This window comes from Neobacillus sp. PVCKKU3, assembly GCF_058323225.1.
In genome coordinates this window covers 1-15,377 of the sequence record NZ_JBLVQN010000071.1, presented here as the reverse complement: position 1 = coordinate 15,377, position 15,377 = coordinate 1, and the positions used below count along the sequence as shown (strand labels likewise).

Sequence of the window (15,377 nt, the reverse complement as noted above, 5' to 3'; positions counted from 1 at the left end):
AGAAAAACCTCGAATGCTTTTCTATAACTCTTATTGCTGGGGGTGGCCAGCTTTTTTTTGCATGGAGTAAATTATAGGAAAATCAGCGCAGGAGTATTTTATCATTATCTTGAAATTGTAATTTTACTGAAAATGAAAAGTAAATTTATAAACATGTTCCTGTAATGAAAAAATGGTAAAGTTTATAAAAGGTATTTTTTATACACCAAATGGATATTTTATTTTTTAAGCAAAAGTTAATTTTACAATATTAATATACCTTTTGATGAATCCATATGATGAGGTGATATTATGGCTAAATCAAAAAGGAGTAAGTATTTTGATAATGCAAAGTTTATCTTAATGTTCTTGGTGGTTTTTGGACATTTAATCAGCCCGTTAAAGGATCAAGATGGGTTCCTCTTCACGTTGTATACAGTTATTTACTTGTTTCATATGCCAGCGTTCATTTTAATCTCAGGTTATTTTTCTAAGGGATTCCAAAAGCCGGGTTACTTTAAAAAACTGACCATAAAGCTATTAATCCCTTATCTCTTTTTTCAGACCATCTATTCTGTGTACTATTATATGAATGGCAAAGAAGCTGCCTTTCATGTTGATTTTTTCCATCCCCACTGGTCGCTTTGGTTTTTATTAAGCTTATTATTTTGGAACATCTTGCTGATTCCTTTTTCAAGAATGAAATGGCTGGGATTGGTCCTTGCTATTGTTCTCGGTGTGGCCATTGGTTATTTTAATGAAGCCGGCAGCTATTTGAGCTTGTCAAGAACATTTGTCTTTTTTCCATACTTCTTGCTCGGCTTTCTATTAAACGAGGGGCATTTAAAAAGGATTCTGAGAGGGAAGTATTCACTGCCGACGGCAATGGTCGTCCTGCTGGCTGCTGTCATTTTCTTTGGCCATTCCTTTCCTCAAGATGCTGTTTCCTGGCTTTTGGGTGACAGTTCCTATGCAGCAATGGGGGTAGAACACATTTCAGCCGGGGTATATCGGTCTTTGCAATATCTCTTAACCTTTCTAATGGTTTTTAGCTTTTTAACATTTATTCCATCGGCACAGTTCAAATTTACTGAAATTGGAGAAAGAACGCTTTATATTTATTTGTTCCACGGTTTTCTCATTAAACCGGTCCAATCCGTTTTTCCGGACCAAGGGTTTAGTTCCATCTCGGGAGTCTATTTATTTCTTATTGGTTTTTCATTTATTGTCTGCTTGCTATTGGGCAGCTTTTTGGTTAAAAAATATACAAAACCGCTTGTTGAACCCAAGCTGCCGCTTACAAATGCTGGCGGCAAATAGGCTTCAAAGCTAAAAAGGCTATTCTCTGTGAATGGCCTTTTTATATTGCGACTTTCAAGTTGAAATATGGTAAGATAGTGCTAAGATCTTCCAAAAATATTTTGGAGGGTTCATTTTTTATGTGGGAGGAATAAAGCATGAAAAACGCAACAAAATTTTGCAGGAAGTTTAATCCGAGTATGGGGGCTATCTACTATGAACCATAGTGGTCAGGCCAACAAGCAGTACTTCCAAAGACAGCTAGTGTATATTGAGGAAAATATCAAGGAATTAACTAATCTTTACATTTCCTCGACGCCTATTCAGGAAAGACTGAAACATTTTTTCAGCCTTTATGTTTTGGAGTTGGAGGAGATATTAAAACAAAACCAAAAAACTGGCTTTATAGCATCAATTCCAAAGGTTTATATTGGTACAAAGGTTACCGTTATGTATCTCGACGATCAGGAAACAGAGGAATATGTTATTTGCTTTCCGGAGGAGTCTGACCCTGACAAAGGCTTTATATCCTTTTTATCCCCAGTCGGCAGACAGCTTCTTTTAAAAAATATCGGGGAAGAGTTATCCTTGAAAATTCCGACAGGAGAACTTGGTGTCAGCATTAAGGAAATCTCGTACTTTGGGGGTCTGCTGGAATTCGATACACAGCAAACAAAAGAGGCTTAAACATGCATGCTTTTGAAAACGTTTTATAAGAGAACGACCGAACGTTTGAGGACCGCGTTCGGTCAGTTTAATTGATAGTCAAAAGCCAAATAGGGAACTAACAAAATTCTTCTTTTTTCTTTTTACCTTACTGTTTTCTAAAACTACCGGTTTTTCGGCAGGTGCCGGTCCTTTTAATTTGGTTACCTCGTTTTGAAGCTGTGCAACCTGTTTCTCCAAGCTGCTCACAAGATTTTGCAATTCTTCAATCTCCCTGCGATGCTGGAGGAGTTGATAGGAGGCAACAGAATCCGCCTTTGAATGTAAACCAAGCTCTAATTCCTTTACCTTGGCATACAGCTTTTCCAATGCCTCGCCGTTTTCGACCGCTTTCACTGTCCCTTTGCGTGGACTTTTCTTTTCCTTTTCTTGGCTGATATCTTGCAATAAGGTTCCGTTCTGGAGCTGTTCGTGGATATTTTTAAACAGTTCAATATCCTCATCTTTAAAATGATAGTGGCCACGCTCATTTCGTTCCATTGGCAGTTCAAGCTGTTTTACCCAGCGCTGAATTGTGCTAATTGAAACACCCAATAATTTTGCAGCCTCTGCTGTATTCATGACAATCCCTCCATTTTTAAAAATGACCGAAAACCTCGATATCCAACGAAAAGAATCAGCGTTAATGAAGATTCCCGTACCTTAAATTTAACTCCAAAATTTCCACCACTTTTTTTCCTTTGCCGCGGCAACCTCTCGATAGTTTGCCAGCATTTGTTGAAACGCGGCTTCCCTTTGCTGAACTTCATGACGGTATTGCTCACGGTCATCCATAAGGAATTCCCGTTCCTTTGCGATTTCGTCAGCCAAATTGGAAATTTCATTATTGGTTTGGTCGATGTAATTTGATAGCTTATCTGAGGTTTCGACAACCTGTTTTGTAAGGGAATAAACTTCATCAGCAGTTTCGATGGTGACATTCTTAATGTTGGAGGATAAATATCTCAACTTATCTGAGGTTTCCTCCGAAGCTTTCGAAATGGTCTCGGACAGTTCCTGAATTTGCTCTTTTGTGTTTTCTGAAGATTTATAAATGGAATCCTGCACGGATTTAACGGTTCTAAGCGTACCGTTTGAAATCTCCTTTTTTACCTCAGTTAATACTTCTTTTCGTACAACACTTCTAATTTCCTCTTTAACCTCATTTAAGAAGTTTTTCTTATAGGCATCCATCACCTCGAAAAATAAATCAGCATTCGATAAGCTGTTTTCGTTATCAGGGATAGAAGGCTGTTTGTTTATATGGGTAACCATTTCGAATGTGACTGGCTCCGGGGGAGAAATAAACTCACTATCAGCGTCAGCGGCTGTTTCCTCGGGCTCCGTGTCATGATTAGCGATGGATTGTTTTAGCAGCGCATCCCGAACTGCTTCTTTACCGATCTTTTTAGCAAATAGTTCCTTTACTTCGGTTAATTGGTTAATCTCAACATCTGTATAAATTCTTGCCCCTTGTTTTGATCTGGAAATATGGAGTATTCCTGTTAATTCCTTCTCCCATTGCCGGATGATGCCAGGTGCAGTATTTATTTTTTTGGAAACTTCTTTAAGTGTATAAGACTTCATGAGAATCATTCCTTTCTATTTATCTCGGAAAGAATTTTATGAGTTCGATATTAAGATATTCACCATCAGATATGGTTTTTTCCTGCCGCTTGACAAAAGCTATCAAAACAAGACGAAAATCTTGAAATAGTAACATATTATTGCAAATTGAGCGGTTTGATGAGAGATGGATGAAGGTAGAAATGTTTGGAATAATAGTGAATAAACATTTTTGAAGAGGGATTGTATGAAAAAATTTCTGTTAGCAGTATCCTATTTATTACTATTAGTTTTTCCTGACCGGGCAATGGCAGCAAAAAAAGTGCCAATCCTAATTTATCACTCCATTGAGGAATATAGCGGTCATGGGCAAAAGGAGCTCTATGTAAGACCAGAGAATTTTGAAAAACAAATGACATATTTGAGAAATCACGGTTTTACATTGCTGACCTTTGAAAGATGGGCTGATCAGGAGAAGGTTGACAAGCCAATCTTTATCACCTTTGATGACGGCTATAAAAATAATCTTAATGTTTATTACATTTTCCAAAGATTGAAAACGGAAAGATTTAACCCAACAGGTACATTCTTTATTATTTCTGATTTTATTGAGCGTCCCAATCGATTATCCCCATCGGATTTAAAGATGCTAGCCAGTTCAGGGCTCATTTCTATTCAATCACATACAGCAACACATCCTGAATTATCAAAAATAGCTGATTACGAGTATGAATTAAACCACTCAAAGGAAAAAATCGAAAAAATTACGGGTAAATCGGTTATTGCTCTCTCATATCCATTTGGTGATTTCGATGAAAAAGTAGTGGAGGAAACAAAGAAGTATTACACCTATGGACTAACCACTACTCCAGGGCCTTATACAAAAACCGGAATAAAAAATGAACTATATCTCCTGCCAAGGACGTATATTAAATATTCAACCACGCTAGAAGAGTTTGCGAAAATCGTGGAGGCTAAATAAACGGTTACGTGATTTCCTAGTAATCGTTTTTCTTTATGCTTGAAAAGTGTTTGTAATTTTTCCGAAACTTCCATGTAAACTAACATCGCTATAATAAATTAAATAAGGTAATAGAGAAGGTGTGTTTATGGAAGAGACGATGGTCAAGTCCTATCTGCAGAAATCATTGGAAGAGTGGAAGCAAGATATTTTAGTGGTGCTAGAAGAAATTGAAAAGGAATATGAGGAAGTATCTCAGGAATTAAAAGTCTATACCTATAAATACGGGATAACCAAGCAAGTGATTCAATCCACAGTAAACGAGGAGTTAATTGATAAAATCCGTGAAATGTATCATAAGCCGTTTGAAGAAAGCTATAATCAACTAAAAGAATACATACGTGACCTAGAGGAGAAAAAACGAGTCTTTCAAATGTTTACCCAAAAAATTGACGAAGTCAATCGGAAGGAATCCACAAAGGTCACTACTTATTAACAATAAACAAAAGCAGCCATATACAGGCTGTTCGGATTGTCGAGAAAGGGTATTTTTCTCGGCAATTTTTTATGTTCTAACACCAATATTTTTTGATTGTCCCTGCTAATGGGCCTGTTGATTTCCGCTCCGGGCACTCGCTTTCCGCGGGGAGGCTTCCCGGCACGCCCGCGGAAAGCGAAGTGCCTGGAGCGCCAATCAACAGACTTGTTGAAAGGTCTAAATATTTTATATTTAAATAATTAACGAAGTTGTGAAAAATCGTGAATAAGATAAAAATTTATCGATAGTTATGACAGCCTGAGCAGCCAAAATAGGCTGCTTTTATTTATATAGAACGAAACCAAGACCCATGAAAAGGCTTCTCGCATATACTGGTTATCAAGACTTTGTGTTGAGGTGGAATTGACATGATTACCGGTAAAATTGGCAGCAAAACCTTTCGCATTCCTGATAACCTCGAAACCTATTTTCAAAGCTTCCGTGACCACGTAATTGGAATTGATCATGAATTTGACTCTCCATATGGCAAAAAGAAAATTATTTATGGTGACTGGACAGCAAGTGGACGTCTTTACCGGAAAATTGAGGAGAAAATTACAGAAGTTTTTGGTCCTTTTATGGCCAATACCCATACAGAATCAAACATAACTAGTTTAATGATGACAGGGATGTATAAACAAGCTAAGAAAATCATCAAGGAGCATGTCCGTGCTGATAAATATGATGTGGTTCTCTTAGACGGTTTTGGGATGACCTCTGTGATTAATAAATTTCAAAGAATGCTGGGGCTGCGAATACATGAACAGTGGAAAAAACGCTTAAACCTGCCTGAAAATGAGAGGCCGATTATTTTTCTAACCCATATGGAGCATCATTCGAATCAAACGTCTTGGCTTGAAACAATTGCGGATGTTGTCATGATACAGCCTGACAGAAATGGAAATGTTGATATTTCCCATTTAGAACAGCTTCTAAAGCGATATGAAGACCGTCCGTTAAAAATTGGTTCGTTTTCAGCCTGCTCCAATGTAACGGGTATTCAAACGCCGTTTCATCAATTAGCCAAAATCATGCACGAACATGGCGGCCTATGTTTTGTTGATTTTGCCGCATCTGCCCCTTATGTCTCTATTAACATGCATCCAACTGATCCAATGGAAAAATTAGATGCTGTTTTTTTCTCCCCACATAAGTTTTTAGGAGGGCCGGGAACAAGCGGTGTGATAATATTTGATTCAAGGTTATATAAGAACAGGATTCCCGACCATCCTGGCGGAGGGACAGTTACTTGGACTAACCCATGGGGAGGACATCACTATTATGATGACATTGAAACAAAGGAGGATGGAGGTACGCCCGGAATTCTTCAGGGGATTCGAACGGCTTTATGCATAAATCTAAAAGAACAGATGGGGATTGAAAATATTTTAAAGAGAGAGAAAGAAATGCTGCAGCTGCTGCTGCCGCGGTTAGAGGAAATCCCTGGGCTCCATATTTTAGAAGGTCATGTGAAAGACCGGTTAGGAATCGTTTCCTTTTACGTCGAAAATGTTCATTATAATTTAATTGTCCGCCTCCTAAATGACCGTTTTGGGGTTCAGGTTCGCGGCGGCTGTTCATGTGCAGGAACATATGGGCATTACTTGTTTAATATTGACAAAAAATCCTCACAGCAAATAACGGACAAAATAGACCAAGGAAATTTATCAACAAAGCCTGGCTGGGTGCGATTTTCATTGCATCCGATTATGTCTAATGAAGAAATTCTAACGTTTGTTGCGGCAATGCAGGAGATTGTTGCCAATATAGAAATGTGGAAACAAGATTATTTATATGATGCAGCCAGTAATGATTATTTTTATATGGATTTTATTCGCGAAGATTTGTCGCCGCTTTTTGATATGGAATGATGATAATAAACAGGAAAAAAAGCTCTCCCGATACCAGGGGAGCTTTTTTTGATGTGGCTAATTATTCAGCTTTTGCTGCTTGAATTTGCAGATTAATTTTTACTTTATCGCCAACAAGCACCCCGCCAGTTTCAAGTGCCGCATTCCAAACCAAACCATAATCAGAGCGGTTTAAAGTGCCTGCTGCACTGAAACCAACTTTTTCATTTCCCCAAGGATCTTTGCCTTGACCTTCAAAGGAAACAGCAAAAGTTTCTTGTTTTGTCACGCCACGAAGCGTTAAATCTCCGGTTACATTGTACTCGCCATCATCAGTCTTTTCAATATTTGTTGCTTTGAAAGTCATAGCAGGATAATTGGCAGCATCGAAGAAATCCGCAGAAACTAAGTGGCCATCACGATCTTGGTTGCGTGTATCCACACTTGAAGTTTCAACCGAGAACTCGATGTTTGCGGTTGTTAAATCTGCAGGATCTGCTTCGATATTGGCACTGAAGCTGTTGAATGTTCCTTTTACGTTTGCAATCATCATGTGACGAACAGAAAAGTCTACACTGCTGTGTGCAGGGTCTAATGCCCATTTTGTTTTAGTCATGTTAAAATCTCTCCCTTTTTAGTTTGAAATAATTTATCTTGATTTTGAAATAACTTAATTCAAGATAAATTATATGATTAGGCCATGCTGATTGTCAATTGTTTTTTTATAAATTATTTATAGGATTTTTCAAATACTACAAAGGGATTTAAATGGAGTTTGATATTGAGGAAAAGTGCGTCATAAAATGAAAAAAACGCCAAAGCGGCGTTTTTAAAAAAATATACTTGAAAATAGACAAAAATACATGTTAAAATGAATTTCGGCAAGAAAATCTAATTTTAATTAGGATTATAAATATCCTATTATAACATTACCACATTCGTTCGCTGTTGTCAACTTATGCAGCCAAAATTTATTTGGGGAGTGGTTGAATGAAGGATTTACAAGATAACGACTGGGAATTGGAGCAGGAAAGAGTTAATTCGGTAGTGCATGAAGTGGATAAAAAGATAGCCAAATTACAAAAAAATACCGGCAGGGTTAGCTCTGATGTTCTGGAAATCCGCAAGACTTTTTGGGAGGATGTTACAGTTAATCTGGATGAACCGGATGACGTCATCGAAACAGCGGCTAGTATTAAACAGCAGGCAGAACTTCTCTCAGAACGGGAACGGACACACAGTCAGCTGGACAGAACCCTCAAAACCTTGGATAAATTAAAATTTTCTCCTTACTTTGGTCGTATTGATTTTTGGGAGGATGGTGAAAAGTCGGCCGATCAAGTATATTTGGGAATTGCTTCATTAATGGATGAGCAGGATGAAAACTTCTTAATTTATGACTGGCGTGCCCCTATTTCAAGTCTTTATTATGATTATTCACCCGGCCCGGCACATTATCAAACCCCGGAAGGGACCATCTACGGTGAAATGGAGTTGAAAAGACAATTTATCATCCGGTTTTCGAAAATTAAAGGAATGTTCGATACAGGTGTCACCATTGGTGATGAAATGCTGCAGGAGGTTCTGGGGAACAATGCCAGTACACAAATGAAAAGCATTGTCGCAACGATTCAGCGCGAGCAAAATGCGATTATCCGCAATGAACGAAGCAAATTGCTGATTGTCCAAGGTGTAGCAGGGAGCGGCAAGACCTCAGCAGCGATGCAGCGGGTGGCTTATCTTTTGTATCGATATCGTGGTACGTTGAAATCGGAAAATATTTTGTTGTTTTCTCCAAATCCTTTATTCAACAGCTATGTCGCAACGGTATTGCCTGAGCTGGGAGAAGAGAATATGCAGCAATCTACCTTCCAGGAATACTTAAATCAAAGATTAGGACGGGAATTTGACGTTGAGGATCCTTTTACCCAGATTGAATACCTGCTGAGTGCAAAGGATAATGAACATTATCAATCAAGGGTGAATGGTATTCGCTTTAAGGCTAGTCTCGAGTTTAAGCGATTAATAGATGAATATGCAGCGAGGTTATCAAATCATGGTTTAATTTTTAAGGATATAAGCTTTAGAGGAAATGTTTTAATCTCGAAAAAAGAAATTCACGATTATTTTTATACCTTAAATACCAATTTTTCAATTCCAAACAGGATGCAGCTTCTCATGGGGTGGCTAAAAAAAGAATTAAAGAAATGGGTCAAACGGGAACAGTCCCGAAGCTGGGTTGAGGAAGAGATTCAATATTTTGAGAAAGAGGATTATTTAGAGGTTTATAAAAAACTCCAGGAAAAGAATCGGTTTACGGAGAATTCATTTGATGATTTCGAACAGGAACAGAAGCTGTTAGCAGAAATGGTTGTGAAAGAAAAATTCAAGCCAATATTTGCGGCCGTTAAAAATCTAAAATTTATCAATCTGCCGTTAATTTATCTTGGGTTATTTAACAAGGAAAATAGTCCTGAGGAACTGCCGTTAATGTGGGATACAATCTGCTCTCAAACTAAGGCACAATTAAGCATTATGGTAATTCCTTATGAAGATGCCACGCCATATGTGTACTTGCAGGATTTAATTGAGGGGAGAAAGTCAAATTCCTCTATTCGTCATATATTTATTGACGAGGCCCAGGATTACACTCCTTTTCAGTTCGCTTTTATAAAAATGTTGTTTCCTTACAGTAAGGTGACCTTACTTGGAGACTTTAACCAAGCTATTTTCTCAGGGGCGACGGGAATGCAATCAGTTTTCGCTGATTTCCAGGCAGAAGAGGGAGAGGTTGAAACATTTGTTTTAACGAAAACATATCGTTCGACTAAGGAGATTGTTGAATTCACAAGGGAGTTTATTGAAAATGGCGACAAAATTGAGCCTTTTAACCGGAGTGGTATCAAGCCTTCGCTGAATGTAGTTGAAAGTAATTTGCTTAATAAACAGGTTTTGGAGAAAATTAAAGAACTTCAAACAAGGCATCGAACGATTGCGGTTATTTGCAGAACTGGCGAGGAAAGCAAACGGGTAAATGATGCTTTAAAAGAAGATGTTCCCCTTCATTTTATTGAAAAAGGAACAACTTCCTATGAAAGCGGGGTGTCGGTGATTCCCTCATATCTATCAAAAGGAATTGAATTTGATGCAGTCATCCTTTATGATAGTTCCCAATATCAAAAAGAAAGCGACCGGAAGTTATTCTATACAGTCTGTACCAGGGCGATGCACGAATTGCATTTATTTGCAACAGATGGAATAAGTCCCCTTATGGTTGATGTTCCAAAAAACACATATGAAATAAATGGCTAAAAAACAAAAAGGCAGCGAATTTGCTGCCTTTTCAAACTTTATTTTTTCCATTGCTTTTGAACCTGTTCAAAAGCAAGGCGGAGTATTTCTTCATCAGATGTATTTTGGTCGGCAATGACATTTGTCCAATAGTTTCTTCCTTCGAAAGAAATATTTACCTCGATTTGTACCATATAAAATCACCTTTCTTTACAAAATTATTTGAGTAGAAAATCCAATTTTTCACAACGGTTTAAGCTTATTCGAAGAACTGATTTTTATGACATAATTTTAAAATGTTAATAACTGATTATTTGATAAAATATCCTAGTATGAATAAAAAAGGAGAAAAACGATGTCGATACATTTTGAAGAGATTAGGAAAGAAACACTCTATATTGCGCTTGAGATTGTGAATTCGAATCCCGAATACAATGTTTTGGAAAATGACTTGGCGGCAAGGGAGCTTGCCGATTTGGAAAAGGAATTTTTAAACCCTAAAACGATCAGTGTTTTTATCAAACTTGATGATACTTATATTGGTGTTATGGATTACGTGTTGGAAAATCCCAACGATCATTTTCCTTGGCTTGGACTGCTGATGATTCATGCTGATTATCAAGGATATGGTTTTGGTGCACAAGCTTATGCACACATTGAAAATGAGATGGACAAGCGGGGTTTGGACAGAGTCCGAATTGGTGTTATAAAAGAAAATACAAAAGCAAGACATTTTTGGGAATTATTAGGGTTTAAATATTATAACACAGCTGACTGGGAAAACGGAAGAGTTATTTTTTGTTATGAAAAATTTATTGGATAAAAAAGCCTCCAGTTTGGAAGCTTTTTATACTTCAACGCTCAGGAACTCCTCGGCGAACTGCTGGACAAGATTTTTGTCTAGATTATTTTTCTTTAATGTGGATTCTGCTAGAACTAAATGGGCTTGTATGGAAACATTTCTTTTTAAATCGCGGATTGATACATCCCCATTTAATAATTGAATAGCTTTCTCACGGATGTCTTGATTCTTAGATGAATTGTAAAGAAGATAGGCAATACAAGTGATTTTGTCCATAACCAACACTCCTAACCAATCAAGAATCGAACATTTGTTTACTAATTCGACCTCGATTTTTATTTTCCTGCTATTTTTTCAGAAAATTATTGAAAATCCTGTCATGGATTAGGCTAACTTAACAAAAACGAAGGCTTAATTATCGATTTTGTTGAATATTGCTTATTTGTGAGGTTTTTAATATAATATGGAAGGGATAAACACTAACGGTAACAACAGGGGAAATTACCTTTCGTCCCAACTTGGGATGGGAGGTTTTTTATTTAAATGGTCACTCCTGCCTCTGGTTGTTCAATAACTTATACATATAAATTAGGAGGAAATTCAAGTGAAACAGGTCTTAATTAAAGATTTGTACAGAAATACTGAAAGCTTCATTGACAAAAAAGTTGAATTATCTGGCTGGATCCGGACGATTCGCGATTCTAAAACCTTTGGATTTATTGAATTAAATGATGGGAGCTTTTTTAAGAGTGTTCAGATTGTTTTCGATGACAAGCTAGAGAACTATAAGGATATTGCCAAGCTGCCAATTAGTTCATCTATTAAAGTAGAGGGAGACTTTATCCATACCCCTCAAGCGAAGCAGCCGTTTGAAATCAAAGCAACAGTTATTGCGATTGAAGGGTCTTCAAACGTAGATTATCCGCTGCAGAAGAAAAGACATACATTTGAATATTTAAGAACGATTGCTCATTTAAGACCAAGAACCAATACTTTCTCAGCTGTTTTTCGTGTGAGATCAATTGCTGCGTATGCCATGCATAAATTTTTTAACGAAAAAGGCTTCGTTTATGTTCACTCGCCGATTATAACAGGGAGTGATACTGAAGGTGCGGGTGAAATGTTTAGAGTAACCTCGATGGATTTAAATAACCTGCCGAAAAATGAAGAGGGCAAAACAGACGATACAAAGGATTTCTTTGGAAAAGAAACTAATTTAACAGTAAGCGGTCAGCTTTCTGCCGAGTCCTTTGCTCTTGCATTCCGCAATGTCTATACATTTGGTCCAACATTTAGAGCGGAAAATTCCAACACGGCTAGACATGCGGCTGAATTCTGGATGATTGAACCTGAAGTGGCGTTTGCGGAGCTTCCTGATATTATGGACCTAGCTGAAGAAATGGTGAAATATGTAATCGGATATGTGTTAGAACAAGCTCCGGAGGAAATGGCCTTCTTTAACAGTTTTGTGGAGAAGGGATTATTGGATCGCTTAAACAATGCATATACAGCCGACTTTGGCCGAGTCACTTACACAGAGGCTATTGAACTTTTGAAAAAATCAGGTGAGAATTTTGCTTATCCAGTTGAATGGGGCCTTGACCTGCAAACTGAGCATGAGCGCTATTTATGCGAAAAGGTATACCAAAAGCCGGTGTTTGTCACAGACTATCCAAAAGAAATCAAAGCCTTTTATATGCGCTTAAATGAAGACGACAAAACGGTGGCAGCGACTGACCTTCTTGTACCGGGAATCGGGGAATTGATTGGCGGCAGCCAGCGTGAAGAACGTGAAGAGGTTCTTGCTGCAAAAATCAAAGAACTTGGCATGAACGAAGAAGACTATTGGTGGTACTTGGAATTAAGAAAATACGGCGGCACCAAGCATTCCGGCTATGGCCTTGGTTTTGAACGACTGATCATGTACCTAACCGGAATGACCAATATCAGAGACGTGATTCCATTCCCAAGAACCCCAGGAAATGCAGATTTTTAATTTAATTTACAAAATGAGAAGACCAACCGAGTGGTTGGTCTTCTCATTTTGTCTGTCTAAAGTTCTTCTAATTCTTCCTCGAAATAAAATAAACTCGGCTGTTCTTTGACGATATAGGAATATCGCTTCATATTTTTTATATATTGCCACTTTAAAATCGTAACTGTCTCTCCGGTTGTTTTAATGCTCACCATTTGTCCATTTTGGTATCGATTATTGGTGTTTTTCAAATTAAACACTCCTTCTGTTATCTAATTGAGTATACCACATATTAACAAAACTGTTTGGTTGTTCAGGAGGTGTTTTTTTGTTGCTTTAAATCTAACGTATTTTTTAATATTAGTTTTAACAAATTTAATTTTTAAAATAAATTAAATTAAAAATATTAATTTATACTTTAAATTTTTACGAAATTAATGTATGATATGGATAATAAAGGAAAGGGGAATAAAATGGCTTACCCGTTAATTACCAATTGTCCTGTTTGCAACAAACAATTAAACATTACCAAACTGCAGTGTAAACATTGCCACACGACGGTGGAAAATGAATTCGAATTATCAAAGCTTGCCTCACTTGGACAGGAACAGCTTCATTTTATTGAAATTTTCCTGAAGTGCCGCGGAAGTATTAAAGAAGTCGAAAAAGAACTTGGGATTTCTTATCCAACAGTAAGAGGAAAATTAGACGACATCATTTCGGCCATGGGCTACTCAGCAAACCGAAAGGCGGAGGTTGATAAGAAGAAGGTCGTATCCATGCTGGAAAAAGGGGAAATCACTGCCGAAGAGGCTATTGCCTTATTAAAAGAGGGGGATTTGTAAATGAGAGATGAAATCTCTAGAGTGTTAACTTTGGTCGAGGAAGGCAAGCTTGATAAAGACAAAGCGGCTGAACTGATTAACGTCCTTCAAGGGAAGGAACCAACTGTTGAATTAAAGAAAGAAGCGTCATCATATGGCAGCAAAATGCTAAAAATCCGTGTTAATTCCCATGAAGGTGATAATGTTAATGTCAATCTTCCCATTAATCTTGTGAAAGCAGTGTTGAAGGTGGGCACTAGCATTGCCGAAAGAATTCCGCAAGCGGAAAAGTATGTGAAAGATATCAATGTAGATTTGTTAATAGAAGCGATTGAAAACGAACTAGACGGCCAAATTGTGGATGTTACTTCCGCAAATGGCGATAAAGTGTTTGTGGTGATTGAATAAGCATGTTAAAAGTGGGCTTAAAGATAAAAGAAAGAAACTTCAATGTACCCGTTCCTTATGTTGTCTTAAATCTTCTAAGTTCGGTAATCACGTCAAGACGATTTATTGGCTTTATCAATAAATCGATTGAAAAAGGCGGGGAAAAGTTCGTCCTTCCACAAATAGAAAAAAGCGATTTAAAGCCTTTATTGGATGGTCTAACTAAGCATAAAGGCCTGTTGTTAGTGGAAACGAAATTAAAAGATGGGACAGAAGTTACCATTAAATTATAAAAAATGGCTCCCAGGGAGCCATTTAGATTGTCGAGAAAGGGTATGTTTCTCGGCAATTTTTTATTTTGTCTATATCTTTACCTTCGAATTTTTATTGATTTATTGTCCCTGCTAAAAGGCCTGTTGATTTCCACTCCGGGCACTCGCTTTCCGCGGGGAGGTCCTGGAGCCTCCTCGGCGCATTGGCGCCTGCGGGGTCTCCAGTGACCTCTATTTCCCGCAGGAGTCGAGTGCCCTCCGCTCCAATCAACAGGGTGGCAAATCACACTAAAGAATTGCACACACTTTTTCAAACCTTGCTAAGTGTGTTGCAATCCTTTTTATATTTTTGGCTGGTTGCAGTAAGGATAGCCTATTCAATTCAATCCCCATTATTGTTCTTAATTAGGCTTAATGAGGACATTTCCATCTTGGATTCCTTCGAGAATGTCCTTCATCAGTTTTATGAGGGACATTTCTATTTTGGATTACATCGTCTTTGTCCTTCATCACCTTTATGAGGGACACTTCTATTTTGGATTCCTTCGAGAATGTCCTTCATCAGTTTTATGAGGGACATTTCTATTTTGGATTACATCGTCTTTGTCCTTCATCACCTTTATGAGGGACACTTCTATTTTGGATCCCTTCGAGAATGTCCTTCAATTGCCTTATGAAGAACATTCTTTCTAAGATTCCTTTGATTTTGTCCCTCATGGATTTACGAGGGACTAAAAAAAATAAGAGGATTAGTTGTGCGTCCATTATTCTTACTATAAAAAGGATAAATTAAATCTTGAAATCCACTTATTTAATTATTTATTGTGGAGTTAATGATCCATATTGAAGAACCTGTTGATTGGAGCGGAAGGCGCGAAGACTCCTGCGGGAGTACGGGGCAGGGGAGACCCCGCAGGAGCTTTAGCGA

Annotated in this window: 17 protein-coding genes; 11 read left to right on the top strand and 6 right to left on the bottom strand. The window is 37.7% G+C overall.

All coding sequences use genetic code 11. The annotated features are described in order from the left end of the window. The first annotated feature begins 291 nt into the window (after positions 1–291). Together ACNQGS_RS28315 and ACNQGS_RS28310 are read left to right on the top strand one after the other, a co-directional pair. A complete protein-coding gene (locus ACNQGS_RS28315; protein ID WP_423798778.1) occupies positions 292–1,299 on the top strand; it encodes an acyltransferase family protein in 1,008 nt (335 codons plus the stop codon). A gap of 195 nt (positions 1,300–1,494) precedes the next feature. Then, positions 1,495–1,965 (top strand): GreA/GreB family elongation factor, encoded by a 471-nt coding sequence (locus tag ACNQGS_RS28310; RefSeq protein ID WP_491490286.1) that lies wholly within the window; start codon positions 1,495–1,497, stop codon positions 1,963–1,965. A gap of 78 nt (positions 1,966–2,043) precedes the next feature. Here ACNQGS_RS28310 and ACNQGS_RS28305 read toward each other — a convergent pair whose 3' ends face one another. After that, positions 2,044–2,565 (bottom strand): MerR family transcriptional regulator, encoded by a 522-nt coding sequence (locus tag ACNQGS_RS28305; RefSeq protein ID WP_491490285.1) that lies wholly within the window; start codon positions 2,563–2,565, stop codon positions 2,044–2,046. A gap of 87 nt (positions 2,566–2,652) precedes the next feature. Continuing rightward, positions 2,653–3,570, bottom strand: coding sequence for a MerR family transcriptional regulator (locus ACNQGS_RS28300; RefSeq protein WP_491490284.1), 918 nt, complete (start codon positions 3,568–3,570; stop codon positions 2,653–2,655). 226 nt (positions 3,571–3,796) lie between these two features. On the opposite strand from ACNQGS_RS28300, the gene ACNQGS_RS28295 reads away from it, so the two are divergent. The 3 genes from ACNQGS_RS28295 (at position 3,797) to ACNQGS_RS28285 (ending at position 6,919) form a co-directional block, all read left to right on the top strand. Further along, entirely contained in the window at positions 3,797–4,531 is a 735-nt protein-coding gene (locus ACNQGS_RS28295; protein ID WP_491490283.1) for a polysaccharide deacetylase family protein, read from the top strand. A 127-nt stretch (positions 4,532–4,658) separates the two neighbouring features. After that, a complete protein-coding gene (locus ACNQGS_RS28290) occupies positions 4,659–5,006 on the top strand; it encodes a hypothetical protein (protein ID WP_213120585.1) in 348 nt (115 codons plus the stop codon). Positions 5,007–5,416: 410 nt separating this feature from the next. Further along, positions 5,417–6,919 (top strand): aminotransferase class V-fold PLP-dependent enzyme, encoded by a 1,503-nt coding sequence (locus ACNQGS_RS28285; RefSeq protein WP_491490282.1) that lies wholly within the window; start codon positions 5,417–5,419, stop codon positions 6,917–6,919. 61 nt (positions 6,920–6,980) lie between these two features. Here the strand turns inward: ACNQGS_RS28285 and ACNQGS_RS28280 are convergent, their stop codons facing one another. Further along, positions 6,981–7,514, bottom strand: coding sequence for a YceI family protein (locus ACNQGS_RS28280; RefSeq protein WP_213120587.1), 534 nt, complete (start codon positions 7,512–7,514; stop codon positions 6,981–6,983). A gap of 374 nt (positions 7,515–7,888) precedes the next feature. On the opposite strand from ACNQGS_RS28280, the gene helD reads away from it, so the two are divergent. Further along, the gene (gene helD / locus ACNQGS_RS28275) at positions 7,889–10,210 is read left to right on the top strand and encodes an RNA polymerase recycling motor HelD (protein WP_491490281.1); all 2,322 of its coding nucleotides are present in this window, start codon (positions 7,889–7,891) and stop codon (positions 10,208–10,210) included. A gap of 38 nt (positions 10,211–10,248) precedes the next feature. On the opposite strand, the gene ACNQGS_RS28270 is transcribed toward helD, so the two are convergent. After that, positions 10,249–10,383: a BA3454 family stress response protein gene (locus tag ACNQGS_RS28270; protein ID WP_213145225.1), complete on the bottom strand. Its 135-nt coding sequence runs from the start codon at positions 10,381–10,383 to the stop codon at positions 10,249–10,251. 161 nt (positions 10,384–10,544) lie between these two features. Here ACNQGS_RS28270 and ACNQGS_RS28265 point away from each other — a divergent pair, with 161 nt between their 5' ends. After that, complete coding sequence (locus tag ACNQGS_RS28265; RefSeq protein ID WP_423798772.1) at positions 10,545–11,012, top strand: GNAT family N-acetyltransferase; 468 nt, start codon at positions 10,545–10,547, stop codon at positions 11,010–11,012. Positions 11,013–11,036: 24 nt separating this feature from the next. Here the strand turns inward: ACNQGS_RS28265 and ACNQGS_RS28260 are convergent, their stop codons facing one another. Then, positions 11,037–11,267 carry a hypothetical protein gene (locus ACNQGS_RS28260; RefSeq protein ID WP_213120591.1) on the bottom strand — a complete coding sequence of 77 codons (231 nt, stop codon included), beginning with the start codon at positions 11,265–11,267 and terminating at the stop codon, positions 11,037–11,039. Between the two features lie 328 nt (positions 11,268–11,595). Between ACNQGS_RS28260 and asnS the strand changes: the two genes are divergently transcribed. Beyond that, positions 11,596–12,987 (top strand): asparagine--tRNA ligase, encoded by a 1,392-nt coding sequence (gene asnS / locus ACNQGS_RS28255; RefSeq protein ID WP_491490280.1) that lies wholly within the window; start codon positions 11,596–11,598, stop codon positions 12,985–12,987. Positions 12,988–13,043: 56 nt separating this feature from the next. Here asnS and ACNQGS_RS28250 read toward each other — a convergent pair whose 3' ends face one another. Beyond that, positions 13,044–13,217, bottom strand: coding sequence for a hypothetical protein (locus tag ACNQGS_RS28250; protein WP_423798769.1), 174 nt, complete (start codon positions 13,215–13,217; stop codon positions 13,044–13,046). Between the two features lie 222 nt (positions 13,218–13,439). On the opposite strand from ACNQGS_RS28250, the gene ACNQGS_RS28245 reads away from it, so the two are divergent. From ACNQGS_RS28245 to ACNQGS_RS28235, 3 genes are read left to right on the top strand one after another with little or no spacing between them, the layout of a single operon-like run. Continuing rightward, a complete protein-coding gene (locus tag ACNQGS_RS28245; RefSeq protein ID WP_491490279.1) occupies positions 13,440–13,811 on the top strand; it encodes a DUF2089 domain-containing protein in 372 nt (123 codons plus the stop codon). After that, positions 13,812–14,198: an SHOCT-like domain-containing protein gene (locus ACNQGS_RS28240; protein WP_491490278.1), complete on the top strand. Its 387-nt coding sequence runs from the start codon at positions 13,812–13,814 to the stop codon at positions 14,196–14,198. A 2-nt stretch (positions 14,199–14,200) separates the two neighbouring features. Continuing rightward, positions 14,201–14,470: a hypothetical protein gene (locus ACNQGS_RS28235; protein WP_491490277.1), complete on the top strand. Its 270-nt coding sequence runs from the start codon at positions 14,201–14,203 to the stop codon at positions 14,468–14,470. Positions 14,471–15,377 lie beyond the last annotated feature (907 nt).

Bases quoted from the DNA above. Each gene is read 5' to 3' on its own strand.
- ACNQGS_RS28235 (WP_491490277.1), top strand. From the start codon at position 14,201: ATGTTAAAAGTGGGCTTAAAGATAAAAGAAAGAAACTTCAATGTACCC.
- ACNQGS_RS28240 (WP_491490278.1), top strand. From the start codon at position 13,812: ATGAGAGATGAAATCTCTAGAGTGTTAACTTTGGTCGAGGAAGGCAAG.
- ACNQGS_RS28315 (WP_423798778.1), top strand. From the start codon at position 292: ATGGCTAAATCAAAAAGGAGTAAGTATTTTGATAATGCAAAGTTTATC.
- ACNQGS_RS28300 (WP_491490284.1), bottom strand. From the start codon at position 3,570: ATGAAGTCTTATACACTTAAAGAAGTTTCCAAAAAAATAAATACTGCA.
- ACNQGS_RS28265 (WP_423798772.1), top strand. From the start codon at position 10,545: ATGTCGATACATTTTGAAGAGATTAGGAAAGAAACACTCTATATTGCG.
- ACNQGS_RS28260 (WP_213120591.1), bottom strand. From the start codon at position 11,267: ATGGACAAAATCACTTGTATTGCCTATCTTCTTTACAATTCATCTAAG.
- ACNQGS_RS28245 (WP_491490279.1), top strand. From the start codon at position 13,440: ATGGCTTACCCGTTAATTACCAATTGTCCTGTTTGCAACAAACAATTA.
- ACNQGS_RS28270 (WP_213145225.1), bottom strand. From the start codon at position 10,383: ATGGTACAAATCGAGGTAAATATTTCTTTCGAAGGAAGAAACTATTGG.
- ACNQGS_RS28305 (WP_491490285.1), bottom strand. From the start codon at position 2,565: ATGAATACAGCAGAGGCTGCAAAATTATTGGGTGTTTCAATTAGCACA.
- ACNQGS_RS28280 (WP_213120587.1), bottom strand. From the start codon at position 7,514: ATGACTAAAACAAAATGGGCATTAGACCCTGCACACAGCAGTGTAGAC.
- helD (WP_491490281.1), top strand. From the start codon at position 7,889: ATGAAGGATTTACAAGATAACGACTGGGAATTGGAGCAGGAAAGAGTT.
- ACNQGS_RS28285 (WP_491490282.1), top strand. From the start codon at position 5,417: ATGATTACCGGTAAAATTGGCAGCAAAACCTTTCGCATTCCTGATAAC.
- ACNQGS_RS28295 (WP_491490283.1), top strand. From the start codon at position 3,797: ATGAAAAAATTTCTGTTAGCAGTATCCTATTTATTACTATTAGTTTTT.
- ACNQGS_RS28290 (WP_213120585.1), top strand. From the start codon at position 4,659: ATGGAAGAGACGATGGTCAAGTCCTATCTGCAGAAATCATTGGAAGAG.
- ACNQGS_RS28310 (WP_491490286.1), top strand. From the start codon at position 1,495: ATGAACCATAGTGGTCAGGCCAACAAGCAGTACTTCCAAAGACAGCTA.